This is a genomic window from Arthrobacter sp. Rue61a, assembly GCF_000294695.2.
GTDB classification, from domain to species: Bacteria; Actinomycetota; Actinomycetes; order Actinomycetales; family Micrococcaceae; genus Arthrobacter; species Arthrobacter aurescens_A.
This window is the reverse complement of record NC_018531.1, coordinates 1915138-1934544: the sequence shown is the minus strand read 5'-3', so window position 1 is coordinate 1934544 and position 19407 is coordinate 1915138. Positions and strand designations below refer to the sequence as shown.

Here is a 19407-nt window from a genome sequence, read left to right as displayed (position 1 = left end):
CCCTCCGATGAGCTACCGGAGAGTCATCAAGGGCATGGATACACTGGTCCTGCTACGCCTTCTTTCCCATAAGGCCCAGACTCAAAGGATCCCCGGGTGACGGACCACGCACTGCTTTCCAGGCTCGACCTCAACCTGCTGACGTCCTTGGACGCCCTCATCACCGAACGCAGCGTGACGCGGGCCGCCGAACGCCTTCACTTGAGTCAACCGGCACTGAGCGCGTCCTTGGCCCGACTCAGGAGCCACTTCGGCGATCCAATTCTGGCCCGGCGCGGGAACACGTATGAGCTCACGCCATTTGCCCTCAGGCTCGCCGAACACACCACGCTTGCCCTGGACGCCGCGCGCCGGGTATTCGAGAGCCAGGCCAGCTGGGAGCCCAACGAATCGGCGCGCGAATTTTCCATCTACGGATCCGACTACGGCTTCACCACTGTTGGCCGCATCGTCTCAGAGCTCGCAGCCGAGCGGGCCCCCGGAGTCCGATTCCGTTTTATGCTGCACAACCCTGTGGTGGTCGAAGACGCGGCCAATCGGCTACGGGCTGCAGATGGCATGGTGATTCCGCACGGGATCCTGACCGGCCTTCCGTTTGTCGACCTGTGGCGCGATGACTGGCTGGCGGTGGTTTCGGAAACCAATGAGTCCGTCGGGGATGAGGTCTCCATGGACAACATCGCCGCCCTGCCATGGGTCATGACCTACCAATCCCGGTCAGCATTCACCTCCGCCGAACGCCAGATCCAGCAACTGGGCATTGAACCGCGGGTGGAAGTAGTTGTGGAAAGCTTCCAGGCACTCCCCCACTTCATCGCCGGCACCAACAGGATTGGGCTCATTCAGGCAGCCTTGGCTCCCATTGCCCGGCGCCTGGGTGGCGTCCGTATCCTTCCGTTGCCTTTCCCGGCTACTCCGCTGGTCAACGCCTTGTGGTGGCACCCTGTTCACAACGCAGACTCCGAGCACATCTGGATGCGCGGACTCTTCGAAGAGGCCGCTGCCATTGTGGCCGCCGGAACTGCCGCCAACACGTAAAGCCCAGCCGGAGAATCCGGCCGGGCATTACGTGATGCGGTACATATCAGACTGGTGCCACGGCAGCACGCATGCTGCGACGGATCAGGTCGTGCTGCTTGCGGACCAGCAGGAGCGGGTCGACTTCGCCCAATTCAGCGAAGGCGTGCCCCTCCCATTCACTAGACCAGTAGCCCCGGTATCCACCTTTCACGAAGACCCTGACGAGCTCCGGGTAGTCGATGGCGGGCTCGTTGCCTTGCTCATCGATGTCATAGAACTTGGCGTGGACGTGCATGATCTGCGGCATGATGTCCGCCCACTCAGTCGGCTTGACGTGGCCGTGCATGTTGAATGCCAAGTGGGCGAAAGAGCCCAGCCGGGCAGGGTCAAAGTCCCGCCCCCGCAGGTAACCGATAAACTCTTGCTGGCGTTCCCGCATGGTGGCGTCGGTGGCCCAAATAGCCTGCAGGCGTTCCAGCGCTTCCCCGTCCAAGCCAGCCCGGGAAACGGCCCGCAGCAGCGTCGGAGACATGCTGTGCATGGTGGACGAGAAATCGGCAACGAACCCCAGCAGCGGCGAGTCCAGCTCGGCATAGACATCCCGGACCTTCATGATCTCCGGGGAGTTGGGCCCGAGCGGAGCATGGATCTCGTACGCGAGTTTGAGCTCAAGCTTCTCAGCGAGAGGCAGCAACCGGCGTAGCAGCTCCGGCTTGGCACTCTGGATCCGCACCAAAGGGAAGCCCAGTTTACTGGCGCCTTGAAAGAGCCTCTCGGTGAATTCGTACTCTTCGTCCGGAGTCATGTCGCGGTCCCGGCGCCGCCCCATGTCCAGGTTTGCTCCGAAGGAACTCGCGTCGAAGCCGTGTTTGTCGAACGCTTGCTGCCAGGATGCAGCGAAATCAGCAGTAACTTCCGGATATGTCGGCAGTACCTGGGAAGCGACAATCTCGATGCCCGGACCGATGCCAAGCTCAGCCACCCTGTTCAGCAAGCCATCGAAGTCGTACCACCCGGCCCGGAATTCTGCACTGGCTGAGTAAAGAGTCAGCCCCAGTGAGAACGGGTCTTCGTCCGCTTTCGGCGGTGGGGGCGTGACCGCCGTCGTGGTTTTCGGTGCCGGTGCGTCCGCGTCCACGACCGTCAGTTCGAGGTTTTGGTTGACGAAGTTCGGTACGTACATGCCGGGGCCGCCATCCTGACCTAGCGCTATCTGCATGTAGGGAAGTCGAAGCTCACCGAAGACCTGGATGGTGTGCCGCTCCCCTACTTGAACGGGCTCCGGTCGCTTGGCGATCAGCAGCGGGTGCTCCTGCAGGAACCACAATGTTTCGAATTGTTGGGGAAGGTCGGCCAGGGCATAGCTCGCACCGCCGAGGCTGAGGGACAGTTCTTCGCTCGGAACCTCCTCTCCATCGACTGTGAGTTTCAGCGTGGATACGGATGAGAGCCAGAGGCTCCTGTACCAGGGAAGCGTGAGCGATACGGCGAGGCCCTCAGGGTGAGCGCGCAGGCTGTCTTCGTGAATTAGTCCATTGGGCATTGTTCTTCTCTAACTGTGAGGATACTCAGGCGAGCTCGGAGGCGATGGTGCGGATGAGCGAGTGCTGACGGCGAACTTGTTCGATGGAACGCCATGGCGTCCGTTCGCCTTCGTACTCGCTGGACAGGTAGCCGTTGTAGCCGGCGTCTTTCAGCGCCTGAAGCACAGGACGCCAAGGAATCTGCTGGTCTTCGAGATTTTCGTTGATGTCGTGGAACTTGGCCTGAACGAAGACCACGTACTGAGCAACATCTACGAAGTCAGCCGGATCAACGCCAATGCCATCGAGGAAAGCTGGCCTTGTTTCACGCGTTTCGCCTTCGCGCAAAGGGATGGGCCGGTCCTGGAAAATTCCCGTGTCTATCAGCAAGCCAAAGTTCTTCGTTCCGGTGCGTTCGATCAAGCCGATGTAGTCGTCCACTACCGGATGCTTGATGGGAGTCGGCGAGTGGATCTCCGGACAGATGACCACTCCGAGTTCGTGGGCGAGGTCCAAAGAACGTTCCACGGATTCGGTCCAGATGGGATCCGGAATCAGGTCACTGGACACCACTCCGATCTTTGGCCGCACAAACCCAAAACCCAGCCGATTGGCCAGCGTGAGGTCCCGCTGCAGTGCAACCGCTCCCTCTTGAGCCGTCATCGCCTGGCCAGGTCGGAGCCGGGTATCAATCCATGAGCCGTAGTTGGTCGGCTCCAGCGAATACTTTTCCAGCAGGCTGAACCACTGATCGATCCATACGGTGGTTGGTTCCGGATAGTTTGGCACGTGGCCTTCACCCAGGATTTCGACCCCGGTGGCTCCGGTATCTGCCACGGCTGCCAAGGCCGTCTCCAAATCCAGGACTGTTCCGTAGTCGTGCATGAAACTGTAGAGGGAGACGCCGTAGCGGAACACGCCGTCGCCACCCTCCGGGGCAAGAGTGATTCTTCGCGATGCCCGGTGCACAGTGGGCTGATGCTCGATCGGTATATAGGACATACGCAGCTTCAGTTCCACATGGACGTCATGCACTCCCTGGGGGAGCCCACCTTCAAACGGCACTGTGACGGTTGCAGCCTCTTCGAGTTGCCAACGAGCACCATCGCTCGCCCAGAGTTCCCGAAGTGTGTACGTGTTTCCACTGAGCGTCCAGAGAGGAATCTCAGCCGGGACGTCCACTACATCGCCGACACGTACTGCGATGCCGTCGATGAGCGACGCAGCCATACCGCGGTACGACGGCATGCGCACCCTGAATTGGAAGCCGGTCACGCGATCACCGTCGCGGACATTGCGGAAGCCGGTGGCTTGAATGAGGTCTCGCTCGAGAAGCATCTTTGCTCTTTCCTTGAGGGGGATGCTACGAGCATAGACCACTTAAGCATAATTTGAACATAAGTAGGTGGCTAACTGGCCAAACTTCTTTGCGGCGCCGGAGGGAGCTCGACGGGTTCGCGCAGCTGGGCCGAATCCCTCGAAGGCGGATCGGTCATGTAATACCGCGGCGCGGTACGTCACACGGTGCAGCGCTAGCGGCCTAATAGGAGCTTTGGGGACGGAGTAACTGACGCTTGCGGCCTTCGCGGGAGTCCGTAAAGAGTTCCATAAACGCGATCCAAAAGCCCGGCGACTTTGAAAGGGACCGCGATCCGCGCCGGACCCTCCCCACTTAGTCATAGTTACGCGTCGACGACATGGAAGAGACCTCCCCTGAGTACCCGGGCGCCCGTCGCGGCTGGACTCTCACGTTGCCGCGGTGCTACAGATGGTGCGCTTGCAAACGGGCGTCTCGGCTCGGACCCACGCGTTAAGTAGATGAAGGCCGAACAAGGGGCAGGCAATGGCCGTGAACAGACTCAATTGAGAAGACATAAGTGTGGACAATGTTCACCCCTCTTTGGACTGGCAGAGCTGCCACCAACCTCGTCTCCATCCCCCAGGAGCCACCCGAAACCAAGCCGGTCTCGGCGTAGGTTCTCTAAGTCATGTTGCGCTCACCGCCATTACCTATGAACAGGTGTAGGGCAACCACGACCTACCGGATGAAAGACAGGAACCCATAACCCAGCTCAGAGCAAGCGGAGGGCCGGTCAGCCACGACCCTGAGCCCGCTCCCCCACAACCAAACAGGCGACCCGCGGCGCCAGGCACACCCCGCGGCCAGTGTCAGAGGGACTTGACCACCCAGAATGTACACACATTAAAGCAAAAACCCCCTCTGACGAGGGGGTATGCCGTGCCCGAGGTGGGACTCGAACGGAATTCCGGGCCTTGGAAACACTGGGAAGTGGCGGAACATGCGGAATCCGGGCCAGTCCGATGGTTGTACGGGCGAGTCCGAGGTGGAAGGTGTGGACATTGTCCACACCTCCTTTTGCTCATTCGACGAGCAAACTCGGGTGGGAGAATCACAGTGCATTACGGGTACACGTCAGATGCCCGGACTATGCCTCCGGGGCCGACCCTAACGGAGCAAGGTGCCTTCATCAGATTCCCTCCTTTCGAGCATCCGTTGTGCATCGTTCATGAAGGGACATGACTAGACGAGACTTAAACTTCTTCCACCCTTGACCACCGAGGGAACGTCTCTGATATGCATATCCCTGCACAATTCTTTATGCCCCGCGGGCGAACTAAGGCCAGTGGCCAGACACTGGCGGTGACGCCATCATTCGGCGAGCCTTGCCGTCCACGCTCTGGCACGCGACAACAACGTAAGTGAGGACATCTCACCCACGCGTATGTGTGTCTTGACTGACAACAGCAGTTTCATCACGTCACAAAAGTTTGTATGATACACGTAATTGTTCAACGTGTATATACTCTTTAACTTTTCTTAACTAAAAAGTTAGGGTACTGTCGCCATCACCGCCGCAACAGCGGGACTACGATGGCCGGCATACCGGCCCTAAAAGATTGGCAAGCATGGCAAAGGGTCGCTGTGGACGAGGGCGCGTACCCGCACTCATCGGCATCCACGAACCTGCCACTGAGGCGGGCCTCAGATTTCCGGGTGGATGGTCATGCGGAAGGACTGCCAAAGGTAAGGGAACAGCCGTCGATTGCGGTCATAGCTTCCGAGCACGAGCAAGGGAGTCGAAGTGAACAGCAACCTGGAGAAAAAATGCCGAATTGGGGGCGACAGCTGCACACCTGGGCAGCTTTACAGCGATGACGTCTGCGGCAAGCACTACAGACGCATGAGGCTGTACGGAAGTTATGAGTTGTTGTGCGCGGTTGGAAAGGAAGAGTGTGGGCCGCAAACGCGACTTCACAGCGGCATGTGCCGGTATCACCGGTTTTATTCCGAAGCGGATTCATGCATCGAACTGGATTGCGACGTCGTCCCGACCGAATTTGCCAACAAATTCGTCGGAGGAAGGTGCCCCATGCACGAACAGCGCTTCCGCAAGTTACAACGGCGAGTCGAGCAAGGCGAACAGCGGTGCCGTGTAAACAACGCCTGCGGTCCACAGAACAAGCTCTACGAGGGCCTTTGCCGCAAGCACTGGACACTCTGGGATGCCTACGGTTCTTTCGAGCCGCCAACCTGCTTGGAGGAAGGCTGTTGCGTAACTCCGGACAGTGACCCGAGCAACGCATTCAAAGTAGGCCGCTGCAACATGCACTATTTGCGCTTTACCCGAGCACTCGCCCGAGCCCGCGATCTCGGGATGCGACTCTGTCCCCACTGCGGTGCGGACATGTCAACCGCACGCCGTAACGCAAAACATTGCAGCCTGAAATGCACCCAAACTGCAAGCGCTGCCCGGAATATCGTCAGCATCCGCCTCCGAACTCGCCTCGGACAGTCCTTACGAAAAGCGCAGAAACTGGGGAATCACGGCAGTGTTCCCTTCTCTGTTGTTGATTGGCTCGACTTGGCCGAAGGGCTTGGATATAGATGTACATATTGTGGACGGGGCACTGAGCCAGAAAATCTCCATATGGATCACATAGTCCCTCTGCACCCAAGCAGCGGAGGACCCCATGCCCTCCACAACATCACACCAGCATGTTCCGGCTGCAACTCCTCGAAAAAACACCGCCCTATCCTAATTGCATGGGCCCCGCCACTCCTTGGGGGTAAACCACGCTGGGATAAATCAGCCCCCAGGGGAAAGAAGGGAAATCCTTGGTTGCCAGCAGATTGGCGGGACGCAGACGGTCCCGTAGACTCTGTTTTGCAAGCCGCCCGGCTCCATCCCGAGCTACTCAGAGCAATACAGGTAAGCGAGGAGTTCTACAGCAATAAGAACTTGTCACCGGCAGAGCTGACGTCCTTGCAATGTCTTGCCAGTGGTTTCGCGCCTATCGACGAAGCACTCTAGGTCCTAAAGAGGTGTGCCAGTCGAGATCCAGAGACTGACACGCTACAGGACAACCCCAACCAACTTTCACGGGCTTACGATTAGCGGCGTTCCGAACTCTCTACGGCTCCATCGACACCACAAACGCCTGTTCGACCAAGGCGATGGAGGCCCGCATACAGTCCGTCGCCAATCCCACACACCCGCGTCTCGCTGTCCTCGTAGTCGAGCTTCTGCTGGCGTACGCGCAGTTAGACCGCTGGTGGACCTCCGTCATCCGAAACTCGGCGACCGCATGATCGATCGGGACACCTTCATTTAGGCAAGAGACTCAGACCAACAACTCATCTGCTGGACAGTTCAACCGGCAGCCACAGGAGAAAAGCCGCGCATCCTCAGCTCGTGGATCGCAACAAGCCACACCACCACTCACATCCCGGCAGTTCCATACCCAAAGAGCTCTGAAAACACCGCCATTTATCCCTGAAAAGTCGTAGGCGGCAGGGCTATTGGGACGCCTCAGACGGCTGTAGTTAGTCTTAGGCAGTGGCCATGCTCCGCTGGCAGCGAGCTCTTGCCCCCGTGGGGCCCACTTAAAAGCGAGTTGACTTCAGACCGTCTCGCGGACGCGATGGCCACAACAAGTACAGTCAGTTGGTGGCAGACTCCTGCCCCGCAGAGGCTTCCCTAGCAAATTGATTGAGAAGAGGAAACGTGACATACGAGTTCAATCCCACCGATGTTCAGGTCGTTTCGGGATTACTGGGAAAGGTTGCGACCCCAGCTGATGAAGTATTGAAGGTTTGGGAGCAGCTTAGTTTGGCGGAAGAATATAGGCTTTTGGATGAGAATCTCCAGGCAGAAATTGACTTCGTCTTCTCGTATGAGCTGCAAGAAGATTTCGGAACTGCCGGCGACGTGAATCTCGTCCAATCAGCGCTCTCTGTCACTGCTACTCGTCCTATGTCAGAGACCCCGCCAGGCGCCTGGTCGCTATGGGCCGAGGTTTACGACATTCTGAGGCCATCAACCATACGCACCCACGTTGCCGACATTCTCCTAACCGCGCGGGTGAGGCCTAAACCCGAGCACGCAACATCGACCGTCACATGTTATCTAGAGGTGGCAGAACTTGAAGGAGTTACAGCACAGCAGGTTGCGCTGTCACTCGCAAGAGCCAACACCATTGCTCGTTCACGCAAAATGACCGAAGAAGTGGCAGTTCGCCAGGCTATGTATGCAAAAAGTGAGGTGCTTGCCAACAGGTCTGAGACAAGCGGCCCTGCACTTACTCTCTTAGCGGCACTTTCCGCGGCCCGCCGCGGCGTGAGCATACCAGGAGAAGAACGGGAGATGATTCGCAGTCGCCTTTTGAATATCGGAGGCGCGTCAACGTTCTTTACTGATGAAATCGCTAAGTCGCTTGCGCGACTTGCGGATAGCCCCGCTGAGTTGGCATCAGCCCGTCGCTGGCATGTGGAACATTACCTAGCCCGCGCCCGCGCCGAAGACCATGGGATGGCCAAGATGCACCATGCGCAGACGGCGGTAAGCCTGGCCAGCGACTACGGCTTTTCCGACCTCAAGAACGCGGCGGTGCTCGTCATGCAGTCCGTGGACCACGACTCCATGGGTTGGGAATCGATTCACCACGATGTACGACTGTCCAAAAACGCGTTTCGCGCCCACCTTCGAAGGTACAACCGCGCACGTGATTGGAGTCATGCCCTGATGACGTTCTTGGCCAGTCCTTCGCCATCTGGAGACCATGAAGCAAACAAGCGACGTGCCCGTAGGGCAGCTACGGGATCGATAAGATCACTCATCACACGTACGGTCTACGGGGTCCATGGCCTTCCGGAGCGTACCAACGACGACTTCATGGAAGAAGAAATCACCCGGACCGAGACAATGAACCTGAGCACAACGTCGATCCTCCTTGCGCTCGAATTGGAGCATATCCGCATGCGCTTCTCAGCGCCGCCAGCAGAGGGTGTTGCCCTCTGGATGGTCGAAACGCTCTCCGCGGATGGATCGCTTGCACGCTTGTTCTCTGAGTCGCTTGCCCTTCACTGGGCGGAGAATTATTCACATTCGGCGAGACTCTCGATCCCATTAGTCGAAAGTGCTGCGCGGGGGCTGCTCCGGTCACTCGATGAGCCGCTCTACCGGACTCAGCGAGGCGACTCTCCGGGGCGTTTTCCCGCAATGGATTTCTACGTTGACGCCCTCGCAAAGCGAGAACTTGACCCCGATTGGGTTCGAGCACTTCGAATGACGTTGTTGACGCCTGGGATGAACCTCCGGAATCTGGCTGCTCACGGCTTCATGATGGACTTTTCTGAGCAACAATCTGCGTTATTACTTCGCCTCGCGGGGCTCTTCTGTGCCATGCCAAACAATCTTGATCCGCAAAGTCTAGAGGCTATGCCCACAATGACGAGGAGTCGACTTCGGCGACGACTGGGGTGGGTCTGGTCATGACCCGTGTTCTCCACCTGCCGCTAATCAATCTTGTGCGGCGCTAATCAAGATGCCCGGCCGTTCTCCTGTGTCTTTCGGCGATAAGTGGCGACTTTCACGGCCATAATCAACGCCTCTTCTTAGTCGCAGGCCGCGTCTTGACTGCTCAGGCTCCCCGCGAGACTTCCAAACGAATGACCCGCTGGTTCAATCGCTGTCACGGATGCCAATAGGATGCCGCCGCGGAGCGCAGAGAGACCGACTCACCTAAATATCCGTTGGTTAGGCGACAAGGGATTCGAAGGATCCATCCGATTCAGCGAGATTCCCTTATCCGAGGTCCCCACCGATCATGGCGTCTACGCTGTCGCCCAGGAGACGACCACAGTTCCTGTCTTTGTAGTCCCTGGAAGCGGACGCCCAAGAAGGGATTACCCACTCGAAAACTTCAAGAGATTTGGGTGTCAGCAACAATTCTCCCTCCCCCCTTAGAGCCGAATGCCAAGAAGTTATATTCCGGCGCCTGGACAAGCCCTCAACGTAAAGTACGGAAACGGTGAGGCCGAACCCGACGCTGTGATTATCAGGTGTTCAGGACTCGTGATGCCGCACTGCGCCAACAATCTTGGCCTGGCTTCGGACGACTCCGGGGTCGGCCTGTTAGAGGACCTTGCCGTGATCAACGAACTGAAGATCGACGCTGGCACGCAGGGTAGCTTCAAGAAGGAAGCGCTGTTCCAGGATGTCGATAAGCTCGCGCTGCTGCTGACAGAAATTCACCCGGATCAATCCGGATTGCCCTGCACCACTTGCCCACATTTGTGTCCTCGACAACCACAGCACAAGCAGGTCCACTACACCGACCTCCAGGCATATTGCGACGCATCGTGTGCAGTGAATTGCTCAAGGCCACAGCCACGGAGCGCCCTCCCCAACCATGGAACGCCGACTCCCCAGCTGATCTATAACTACGTCGTTGGTATGCGCGACAAAGCATTCACGGCTTCCGCGAATTGTTCGATACTCAGCACTATGTGGCCATTCTGCAAACCTTGGGAGCTGCGACCCATGTCTCCCGGCTTGAAGTGCAGCACCCGGCTGGGAACCAACCGTGGTTTCGTTCTATTGACCCAAGGCCAGCGCTCAGCCTCGTCTCCCCTTTGATCGGCGTAATCCGTTGGCAGGTACTCGGGGACCGACGTCACTTCAACGACAACGTAACAATCTTTAGTCTGCTTGGCGCAGATGAGTACCAGGTCCCCGGGCTTGATCCGCGGCTCGCTCTTTTTGGGACTACCAAAAAACCATGCGCTGCGCCACTGCTCCAGTGAAGGTTCACCATACTCCTGCTTCAAAAGCAGCCGGCGCCCCGGGTCACGGATGTCGAGCAACAGCTGCTCCACTATGGCCGGCCCGAACCCAGCCTGATCGTCCCGGACAGTGCCTATGGGCCGAACGAGCCGCCTGACCTGTTGGTGGAATTCAGCTAAGTGATGTGCTGTCACCTCGCTGCTGGTCCAAGCACCCATGGCCTGCCGAACAGATTCGACTTGGGCGGGCATCAGTTCGGCACCCAGCTCGTCATTGGAGGCCTCAGCGTTCCCGAGTCCGGCACTCGTCAGGTTCGCGGAGCCGAGGAAGCCCCGCCGCCCGACAAGAAAAGCCTTAGCATGAAGCCTTTCCACGTGGCGAACACTGACACCAGCCCCGATTAGCTTTCTGAGCCCTTCGGCGCTCAGAAAGCCGCCGGCTGCCGCCATCGGGTCAAGGCGCGTATAAAGCCTCCAAGCAACATTGGACCGTTCTGCCACCTCGGCCAAGTCGCGGGCGACGACATACGAGAGATACGGGCTCGCCAGAACCACATCTTCGTCAGATTCCTCAAGAGCAGCAAAAAGCCAATCAGCGGCTTTGGCATGTACGGTGCCTTCAGTGATCACATAGTTGACCATACAGCGGACACGGCGATTGAACGCCAAATGGATGGTCGCATCAAGATGTCTCGATCACGGCTCAGTTCCGATGGCGTCAACTGAATCTGCGGTCACTTCCCGATGAGCGCTCCAATTGCGGCCAAGGAACCGTTATCGGCGTGACTTAGGCAGAGCCTTGCGGCCCTGATTGCCTCCCGCCTCAGAGAAGGCCGCATTTACCGGGGCAGCACCATAGAACCTACCAACCGGACAACCCTTCGGGCTGCGGCCCACAAACAAGAGGACGCGACTGCCGTCGAACGCTCCATACAGAGATCCTGAGACGACCACCGGCGGCAGCTATCCAGGACGCCCACTACAACTGGATCGGCATGCTAACCACCAAGGACTACCCCACCGACCAAAACGTCCTGAAGCTCATCGACCACTACCAGTTCCCGCAAATCCGCGACCAGCTCATGGCCGACATCCTCGTCGTGCGCGAACCAACCCGAACACATCCTCTTCGCCCAAGCCAACGCCGCCCCAAACTGGTCGCGCGTCGAATGGGCCAAACGAATCCTCACCCACATCGCCCGGACACACGGCATCAATCCTCAGCACTATCGGCTTCTTCAACTGATAGGGCAGTCCCATGCTCCATCGACGAGCCTCTCTCTAACATGAGGCCGCTTTGAGGCTTCCAAGTCAGGTGCTCCGGCCAGAGCTGTCATCTGGGCATAGCGCGCCATGAGACCCACGCCACAGAGTCCGAGTGCTAAATGCTCATCCGCATTCCTAGCAGTCGCAAGATCATGCGACCGGAGGTGCGGCGTATGGTTCGGCTAAAGCCTGGTGTGCCCCGCGGGGAAGGACGGCATCTGCGAAAGCCTTATCTAACAGACCATTTTCTGGGACCGCGAACCCCTCGGGGAAAACGTCCCCCAGTCCGAGACCTAGCAGGTAAATCTCCGTACCGCGTTCCACCAGCGAGCACAGAGCATCTCCCAAGATCTCCGGCGGAAGGACCGCGAGCACCTCTAAATCCTTCAGGGCGATTGTAAAGATGGGTATCTCGGGTTTTGGCAGCATGCCTCGGACTGAGGCACTGTTAGCTTCGTAAAGGGGTTCCGCGGTGACAACCAGGCCAATTAGCTGACGGTCGGCTGGCAGGTGACTGAACTTGGGGTTCCTGTTTCGTACCTGCACTGCATTCTCGTTGAGTTGATTAAAGGCTTTCTCCAGCCTAGTAGCCGTGACGGCCAGACCTTCCAAGGTCCCACTGCGCATCGCCGGGTTCGCTCGGGCCGATTTACACTCGATGAGAATTGTGGCGCGGGGAGTCACGACAAACCAATCAGACGAATCGATTCCCCCTACCCGATTCTTAGCCCATCTGAACTCCGATTCGACGTGCAATTGCCCGGTGTGCATGAGCTGACGACCTACGTAATCCTGGACTCGGAGACCGACAGCCTTGCCGAACTCGTTTCGATCCCAACGCTTGATACCTCTGTAATAGAGATTCTCCGCTGTCATCGCTGTGTGGATGAAGTACGGTTGGGGCGCGAAACGGGGGCCGGGACCAAGGTCCATGATTGGCGATGCAACGAGGGGGTTGTATGCGTATCTAGGGTAGGCGTGGGGATCGGTTATGACTGTTTTGCCGTCCTTCTTAGCCAATTCAATGGTGGAAGAAAGATGATCTAGTACTGCGGTTGCAACCGCTCGAGGCAGTACCGGTTCGAGGTCATCCCACCAAGCCATCTCCATCCAAGACGGGTCGACTATCCCCCCATTCCTCTGCGCACCAACTGCAAAAACGAATGATGCGGTTAGTGCTTGAGAAATCGTTCCTCCCAAGACCGGGACCCAATCTTGCGGTCGCGGATGTGACGGACGACCTCCGTCGTTCAAATCACCACCAAATAACAAGTAAGAACGTCCAAGCTCCCGCTTGATGTTGGCTTGATAAGGGAACTGCTCATGAGAAATGCCTTGAACGAACCTGGCTAGCATGTGCTCCTGAGTACCATTGTTTTCGATGCCCACAGGTGTGTCGATGAAAAGCTTTCGAAGCTCATCCATGTCGCCGTCGGTGATAGTCCGGGACCGGTACTCATTGCCGTAAATGATTGATTCACGAACCAGTGCTGAATAGAACCATGGAACAAAACCGCGCTTCAACTGCTCCGGTGATTCACCTTCAATCGGATTCAAGCGCTTCGCGGCATGGGACGAAGTTAAACGGATTACCTGCGATGTCGGGAATCGCCTGACTGCCTGACGAAAAGTCTCAAAGCTGATGCCCCTGTCGCTATTCATTACGATATGGGGTGGTTCTGCTTGAGGTGGCGCCTGAATAGGGCCAGTTCGATTTCGTCAGCCCGAATACTGCGTGATTGTCCTACTCGAAGCCCTGCTTGTTCCACCCAACGCTCCACCAATCGGCAGTACGTTTCGTACGTCTCGGGCCACCAGGCTGTCGTAGGGGCCTGTGGCCATACATCACGGAGATTGGTGGCCACCACTTCGTCGAGGATCAAGTGACGGGGTTCCCTGGATAAGCCCTGGGCAAAGTAAAGAAACTTGGTGGCAAATGCCGGCCCTAACCACGGAATGCGCCCGGCTCCCCGCTCGGTGGTCAAAGCTCTATACGATTCACGAGGAGATGCATCCGACCGGACTAGTTGCCACGCGTCAAGGAGCAAATTTTGTGCTCGTTCTACATCTGAAGCCAGACCATCCAGTCGCTTCTGCAGACGGGGTGCACGGGTGCCCAACCCCCACGCTAGGGAGTGATATAGAAGCTGCAGGCTATTCCCGGCGTTCGGGATCAAGCCCCCTAGTTTGAGGACATCTTCCCGAGTCAGTACGACGCGGCCGTGACCGGCGAATTTTCCTTTTGCTGGTGGCAGTCCGCGCTCTTTCAAAGCGCGATTCCATCTATCGACATCGACTGCGACCGCATGACCCATTACGGCAGCGGGGCCCGGTAGCCGCGAGAACACGTCATCAGGCAAGTTCGCGTTCGCGTTTATCACAATGGTGACTCTACGGGATTCCGGACGGCGCGTGGTCCGCTGCTATGGACAGCGGTTTGAGTGGCTCAGATCAAAGCTGGCTACGTGACATACAACTGATCAGGTTTGACGTCCTCAATGACCACTTCTCTTACAACTACGCATCGATGTACGCCGACATCCAGCGAACGACCTGGCCATAGGCGGCCGATTGAAGGAGATCTATTCCAACAGCTAATGGTGGACCATCTCTGTGGTTTGTAGTCCTACTAGTCCCCACAAGCATAAGAGCAGCGATACCGCCCCCACGCGTCCGCAGACCGGACCTTTCGGGGGCAGGAACGTGCACCTGGCGTTATGGGCCGGAACGGAATCCCGGGCCTCCCCCTGGTCGCTCTACTTCACCCATGCTCTGACAGCGATTGATGGTTCGAGCCCACCTGGCGCACTATCCTTTGCTTCCTCTTGCTTCTTCTTCACATCTTTCTCGAAGTCATCCACCATTTGGACGAGGGTTTTCCAGTTCACGGAGTTCTCTGCGGTGAACTTGCGAACTTGGGCTGACACTAGGAGTTGGTGGAACAGGTTCAGAAAGTATCGGCGCGAGTCGCTGTAGTCATCACTGATAGTGCTTTCGAAGGAGTGGCCCGGAACCTCCGTGATCACATCAATAGATTTGCCTGTTTTTACTTCCTCGGCGAGGAATTCATGCATCGCAATTCGCCCCGAAAGGAAGTGCGTGGCCACACCCTGAGCTCTATCCGCTAGTTGCTCATTTGAGAGGAGGCGTATCTGTATAAGATGGCGATTCAACTTACTGGGCAGGTCTCCCGCGAGGATGGCCTTCTTCTTCTTTCTCACTTCCTTTTCCGTAGAAGCGACATCATCTGTGATAACAAGCATGTCTACAACGACCTTGACTAGCTCTTCATCCCATCGCCGTCTATCCTCTTGCTCCTTTTTTCGCTTATCTGACAGCCATAGGCTGACGGCTGCTATCAGGGCCACAATAATTGCGCCCGCGAACGTTAGAACGGGAGTGAGCCAGGAGGTTGAAGCTGGCGGGACAAAGTTGAAGATGATCTCAGCGGGAAGCACCCGATCAAGGTACCAGCCTAAGAGGGGATCCGCGTTGGGCTACAACTAACATCTATCGGGAATTGAGCACGACAAGCACTCCCGTTGACTTGGATTTCTCCCAACGAATTCAAGTCATCCCAGCCACTTCTTCAGGTTGAGGAAAGATACGGCGTTCGATCCGGACTGTCACTAAGCCAGGGAATCGCTCGTCTGTTGCGGTAGCCCCCCACCAGCAAACCGCCGGCCTGGGAGCCTCCGGAGGGAGTGGGATGTATCTCTCGGAGAATCGGAAAGCTGATTCAACGACGAACACTCTCCTGTCGCCCGGAATCCGGGTGAACGTATTTGCTGAGCTCAGTCCTGATCCGCTTCAGAGCGCCCGAATATCGGCCCAGCAGGTCGAGGTGGACTATCATTGGTTCCTTGCGATCCGGACCGGCTCACCCTCCGACGGCACCGTGCTTAGCTGTCAGGAGGAGCTCGCTCTGCGCTGCCTGCATCTCTCCAGCCAGGTTGCCTAGAGCTTCTCCGCGCTCGGCATCTTTTAGATCAGACCACTTCAGGATCAGCTTCTCAAAGTCTTTGAACGAGAAGAATGAGCGCTTGAACAGCAGGTCGTAGCAAGTCCCATAAGAAGACGTTCGCTCTATTTCTGGAGCGTGGTGGGACTTAAGTTCAACAAACCGACAGAGCAAGTCTCCCACTAGAGGAATTAGCGTACGGCCATCTCCTCTGAGGCCGTAGTTTAGGGCCCACATGTTGCTAGGGTCATTAGTTTTCGTCTGCCATTCCTCCTTGGTGGCCGAATCCACAGACCCCAGCAGCGCCGCGCGACTTGCGGTGTGGGCCGCAGACATGGCTGTCAGCTCACGTTCGCGCCTCAATGCGGCGAGTTGATTCGCAGCCTGCGCGTCGGTGAGTTCTTGAAGCTTGGTCATCCCACCGATGTGATGGGTTTGGGTTGCCTCACGACCTTTCGTAGGGCGTGGCATCGGGTTCGTGAGCGGATGGAAAAGGTCATCGAAGGTGAAAGCCACGTATGGAAGATGTACGTATTTGAACTCAACCGACAGGCGCGGACATGCAAAACTGCATGCGACCAAGCCCTGAAACTTGGTGATGCCCTCCGCTCCGAGAAACCGGTTCGCCCTCTTGACCTAGAGGAATTGAGTGAGCGAGTGGAACAAGCTGTCTCATCTGCGGATAGCCTAAGAAATTTGATCTTTGGCAGTGTAAAACCGCGAGACAAGACGCTGGCTGCTTTTTGGGCAGATCGGATCCGCTGGATTCAGAATTTGATGGGATATCCAGCGCTTCCGACAATCAAGAGCGTATCGGCGCGCAACTCATTGGAGCACTTCGATGAACGGATGGACTCTTGGGCACAGGCATGGGCGCATCGACATCCCGATGAGGTCGGCTGGGTCGGCGCCTTTGACTGTGTTGTGAAGTCCCGGGACGCTTGGGAAGGCTCGGACGGGTCGAAGGGGCTGATTCGTTGCTATATAGCTGATGAGGCGATATTTGTCAGACGTGACGACGAACTTCATATTCCGACTCCGATGGCAGAAGCCAATACCTTGATCAGGCGCTTATGCACGCTCACAGCGGCCCAGACCGCTATGTGGAAAAGCAGCGGAGCAGCGCCCCAAATTCTGGTTCCACTGTAGGATTTGTAGCTGCGAGCCGTCAAAAACACATCATCCTGGACATTTCTCGTCCTTTGATAGGCCGATAAACCTATGTGGGCCGCACCGGGCGCCGCAGAAGCATAGTCCAGAAGCTCCTTCTGGAGCTCGGCCGCCTGCCCTTTCGAAAGAGCCGATAATGGCGCATATGTTCGAATGCTCCACTCCCTGATTTCGGCCTATCCAGAAGTACCCCAACGAAGGGCCAAAGCGTTCTCTGGCACCCTCCCGAATCATTCGTGACGGTGTCCGAATGACGCTGCAGCTCAACTGATCGGTTGCCTGCATCGCTCGAAAGACTATTCGTCGCGGCCGCGTTCGATCCGCGAAGTCGACGGAATACCGTCATGGCGCAAAGCATGCCAAAGCCCATGGATGGCTGAGGCCCCCGGCAGAAGGGCTTCCACCGTTACCAGTCATCAACGCAAGAGGAGACAGGACCATGAATGCGCTCACTATCAAGGACCCCGCCGACCTGCTCAGCTTCATCGGCCACACCCTCGGCTTCTGGCCCACAGAAAGCCTCGTCTGCATCACGCTCAACAAAGACAAAGTCGGCTCCACCCTCCGCATCGACCTCCCTAAACAACCAGGTCAAGAGATTCAATTCGCGCGGACTGTCGCCAGTTACTTGACGTCGGACGAACGAGCCAACGGCATCGTCTTCGCGCTCTACACCTCGGACGCTCCCGAACCAGGAGAGGCCAGGCCGCACCGGGCCGCCGTTGCAGCCCTCACCGGAGTCCTTGCGCAGGAGGGCATCACCATCCGCGATGGCATCTACGTCACCAACACCACCTACTCCCCCTACGACACCGACCCCGGTGAGAACATCGCCATCCCCCTCAGCCTCACCGAATACTCACGGGTCAATGCCGAGTTCATCTACCGCGGCAGCACCATCGCACCTTCGAACCAGATCAACCTCCCGGCGGCCACCGACAAGCAAGAGCACGCGACCGCCGTCGCACACCACATGGAAACCATCCTCAACACACCACCAGCGAGTGCCGCCCGAGGCGCGCACCGACTCTGGACCACCATGCTGGAGACCAAGGACTACCCCACCGACCAAGACGTCCTGCAGCTCATCGCGTACTTCCAGTTCCCCCACATCCGGGACCGGCTCATGGCCGACATCCCCGGTATCGACGAACCACCCGAACACATCCTTTTCGCCCAAACCACCACAGCACCGAACTGGTCCAGGATCGAATGGGCCAAACAACTCCTCACCCACACCTACACCCTCACCGCTCCCGAACATGCAGCACCAGTCTTGACCACCATCGGCTACATCAACTGGTGGGAAGGCAGAGGATCCAAAGCCCACCAATACCTCCAACTCGCCCTCGACACCGACCCCGGCTACCGCTTCGCACGCCTCACCGACCACATGCTCGGAGCCGGCATCATCGCAGGCTGGAACACCAACAAAAACACCGCCTACCGAAACCAACTCGAAATGCCGTGAATCAAGTCGTCGTAGCAAGCTTTACGAAGCGTCGGTTATCGGCGTTTTATCACCTGTGATTCAGGGTGTGATTTGTGCGGGTTTTGGTCTGTGTTGTGGGACCATGAAGCCATGATGAAGCGGTCCTCCACGATGCGCGCCTTTGGATCGGCAGCATCGAGTTATTCGCATTGTTGCTTGCGGCGATCTTGCTAGCCCAGTTCGTTCGTTCCTACGTGAGGGGAAGCGGCGTGTTCCGGTTCAAGCTCTGGTCCACCATCCGTCAGGCCAGAAACCGACGGTAAGAACGATAGTGGATCCCTCGGCTGAAGAACTCACGGATATCCGACCAGGTACGTCGTCAGTCGATGAGAGATCCGCTCAGCTAGCGCAAGCGAAAACCGACGGGACTGCAGTCCGCGCGTAGACGATAAACAGGAGCAGGCGCTCACAGGACTGCGTTTGTACCGTTCCATTCCGTTATGCTGCAAGTATTTTGAAGTCGAGTCGCAACATCGGCTCGGTGTCTTACTCGTAGAAAGTTGAATGCTGTGGACCCGGTAACCTTGATTGTCGCGGCCTTGGTGGCTGGCGCTGCGTCAGGCACAACAGATACAGTTTCGCAGGCCATGAAGGATGGCTATGCGGGTCTGAAGAAACTACTTGTCTCCAGATTTGGGGACAGCCAGAAAGCACTTCAGACTTTGGATGATCATGAAGATGATCCCGAAACGTACGAAAAACCATTAGTTAAGCAACTAAGGGAGTCCCAAGCTGACCAGGATGATCAGATTCTGAAGGCTGCGGAGGCAGTTCTGCAAGCAGCAAACGAAGCTGGTTTTGCGACTAAGTACCAGGTCGTAGTGTCGGGCGGCAAGGTGGGCATAGTTGGTGACCACGGGCACGTAACAGTGAATTAATGGCTCGTTTC

Annotated in this window: 15 protein-coding genes; 6 read left to right on the top strand and 9 right to left on the bottom strand. The window is 57.3% G+C overall.

Annotation, left to right across the window (positions count from 1 at the left end; translation table 11 throughout):
- Positions 1-96: 96 nt before the first annotated feature.
- The gene (locus tag ARUE_RS08845; protein WP_014921459.1) at positions 97-1038 is read left to right on the top strand and encodes a LysR family transcriptional regulator; all 942 of its coding nucleotides are present in this window, start codon (positions 97-99) and stop codon (positions 1036-1038) included.
- 46 nt (positions 1039-1084) lie between these two features.
- Here ARUE_RS08845 and ARUE_RS08840 read toward each other — a convergent pair whose 3' ends face one another.
- Both ARUE_RS08840 and ARUE_RS08835 read right to left on the bottom strand, forming a co-directional pair.
- Positions 1085-2563 carry a C-glycoside deglycosidase beta subunit domain-containing protein gene (locus tag ARUE_RS08840; protein ID WP_014921458.1) on the bottom strand — a complete coding sequence of 493 codons (1479 nt, stop codon included), beginning with the start codon at positions 2561-2563 and terminating at the stop codon, positions 1085-1087.
- A gap of 25 nt (positions 2564-2588) precedes the next feature.
- A complete protein-coding gene (locus tag ARUE_RS08835) occupies positions 2589-3881 on the bottom strand; it encodes a C-glycoside deglycosidase beta subunit domain-containing protein (RefSeq protein WP_014921457.1) in 1293 nt (430 codons plus the stop codon).
- Positions 3882-6169: 2288 nt separating this feature from the next.
- Between ARUE_RS08835 and ARUE_RS24930 the strand changes: the two genes are divergently transcribed.
- Positions 6170-6877: an HNH endonuclease gene (locus ARUE_RS24930; RefSeq protein WP_353580113.1), complete on the top strand. Its 708-nt coding sequence runs from the start codon at positions 6170-6172 to the stop codon at positions 6875-6877.
- A gap of 693 nt (positions 6878-7570) precedes the next feature.
- Positions 7571-9340 carry a DUF4209 domain-containing protein gene (locus ARUE_RS08825; protein ID WP_014921454.1) on the top strand — a complete coding sequence of 590 codons (1770 nt, stop codon included), beginning with the start codon at positions 7571-7573 and terminating at the stop codon, positions 9338-9340.
- A gap of 639 nt (positions 9341-9979) precedes the next feature.
- On the opposite strand, the gene ARUE_RS08820 is transcribed toward ARUE_RS08825, so the two are convergent.
- The 7 genes from ARUE_RS08820 to ARUE_RS08795 all read right to left on the bottom strand — a co-directional run bounded on the left by ARUE_RS08820 (position 9980) and on the right by ARUE_RS08795 (position 16273).
- Positions 9980-10174, bottom strand: a complete 195-nt coding sequence (locus ARUE_RS08820) for a hypothetical protein (RefSeq protein ID WP_043470048.1) — start codon at positions 10172-10174, stop codon at positions 9980-9982.
- Positions 10175-10287: 113 nt separating this feature from the next.
- A complete protein-coding gene (locus tag ARUE_RS08815) occupies positions 10288-11259 on the bottom strand; it encodes a phospholipase D-like domain-containing protein (RefSeq protein WP_162486136.1) in 972 nt (323 codons plus the stop codon).
- A gap of 368 nt (positions 11260-11627) precedes the next feature.
- Entirely contained in the window at positions 11628-11807 is a 180-nt protein-coding gene (locus tag ARUE_RS08810) for a hypothetical protein (RefSeq protein WP_162486135.1), read from the bottom strand.
- A gap of 238 nt (positions 11808-12045) precedes the next feature.
- Entirely contained in the window at positions 12046-13557 is a 1512-nt protein-coding gene (locus ARUE_RS08805) for a hypothetical protein (protein WP_014921451.1), read from the bottom strand.
- Positions 13557-14210, bottom strand: a complete 654-nt coding sequence (locus ARUE_RS24925; protein ID WP_353580112.1) for an 8-oxoguanine DNA glycosylase OGG fold protein — start codon at positions 14208-14210, stop codon at positions 13557-13559. The genes ARUE_RS08805 and ARUE_RS24925 overlap by 1 nt, the downstream gene beginning before the upstream one ends.
- Before the next feature lie 441 nt (positions 14211-14651).
- Complete coding sequence (locus ARUE_RS08800) at positions 14652-15353, bottom strand: hypothetical protein (protein ID WP_014921449.1); 702 nt, start codon at positions 15351-15353, stop codon at positions 14652-14654.
- Between the two features lie 422 nt (positions 15354-15775).
- Entirely contained in the window at positions 15776-16273 is a 498-nt protein-coding gene (locus ARUE_RS08795; protein ID WP_043470046.1) for a hypothetical protein, read from the bottom strand.
- A 69-nt stretch (positions 16274-16342) separates the two neighbouring features.
- On the opposite strand from ARUE_RS08795, the gene ARUE_RS08790 reads away from it, so the two are divergent.
- The 3 genes from ARUE_RS08790 to ARUE_RS08780 all read left to right on the top strand — a co-directional run bounded on the left by ARUE_RS08790 (position 16343) and on the right by ARUE_RS08780 (position 19396).
- Positions 16343-17005 (top strand): hypothetical protein, encoded by a 663-nt coding sequence (locus ARUE_RS08790; RefSeq protein WP_162486134.1) that lies wholly within the window; start codon positions 16343-16345, stop codon positions 17003-17005.
- A gap of 460 nt (positions 17006-17465) precedes the next feature.
- The gene (locus ARUE_RS08785) at positions 17466-18497 is read left to right on the top strand and encodes a DUF4192 domain-containing protein (RefSeq protein ID WP_014921446.1); all 1032 of its coding nucleotides are present in this window, start codon (positions 17466-17468) and stop codon (positions 18495-18497) included.
- A gap of 530 nt (positions 18498-19027) precedes the next feature.
- Positions 19028-19396, top strand: coding sequence for a Het-E N-terminal domain-containing protein (locus ARUE_RS08780; protein WP_014921445.1), 369 nt, complete (start codon positions 19028-19030; stop codon positions 19394-19396).
- The last annotated feature ends 11 nt before the right edge of the window (positions 19397-19407 follow it).

Bases quoted from the DNA above. Each gene is read 5' to 3' on its own strand.
- ARUE_RS08840 (WP_014921458.1), bottom strand. From the start codon at position 2,563: ATGCCCAATGGACTAATTCACGAAGACAGCCTGCGCGCTCACCCTGAG.
- ARUE_RS08835 (WP_014921457.1), bottom strand. From the start codon at position 3,881: ATGCTTCTCGAGCGAGACCTCATTCAAGCCACCGGCTTCCGCAATGTC.
- ARUE_RS24930 (WP_353580113.1), top strand. From the start codon at position 6,170: ATGCACTATTTGCGCTTTACCCGAGCACTCGCCCGAGCCCGCGATCTC.
- ARUE_RS08805 (WP_014921451.1), bottom strand. From the start codon at position 13,557: ATGAATAGCGACAGGGGCATCAGCTTTGAGACTTTTCGTCAGGCAGTC.
- ARUE_RS24925 (WP_353580112.1), bottom strand. From the start codon at position 14,210: ATGGGTCATGCGGTCGCAGTCGATGTCGATAGATGGAATCGCGCTTTG.
- ARUE_RS08795 (WP_043470046.1), bottom strand. From the start codon at position 16,273: ATGACCAAGCTTCAAGAACTCACCGACGCGCAGGCTGCGAATCAACTC.
- ARUE_RS08790 (WP_162486134.1), top strand. From the start codon at position 16,343: ATGGAAAAGGTCATCGAAGGTGAAAGCCACGTATGGAAGATGTACGTA.
- ARUE_RS08785 (WP_014921446.1), top strand. From the start codon at position 17,466: ATGAATGCGCTCACTATCAAGGACCCCGCCGACCTGCTCAGCTTCATC.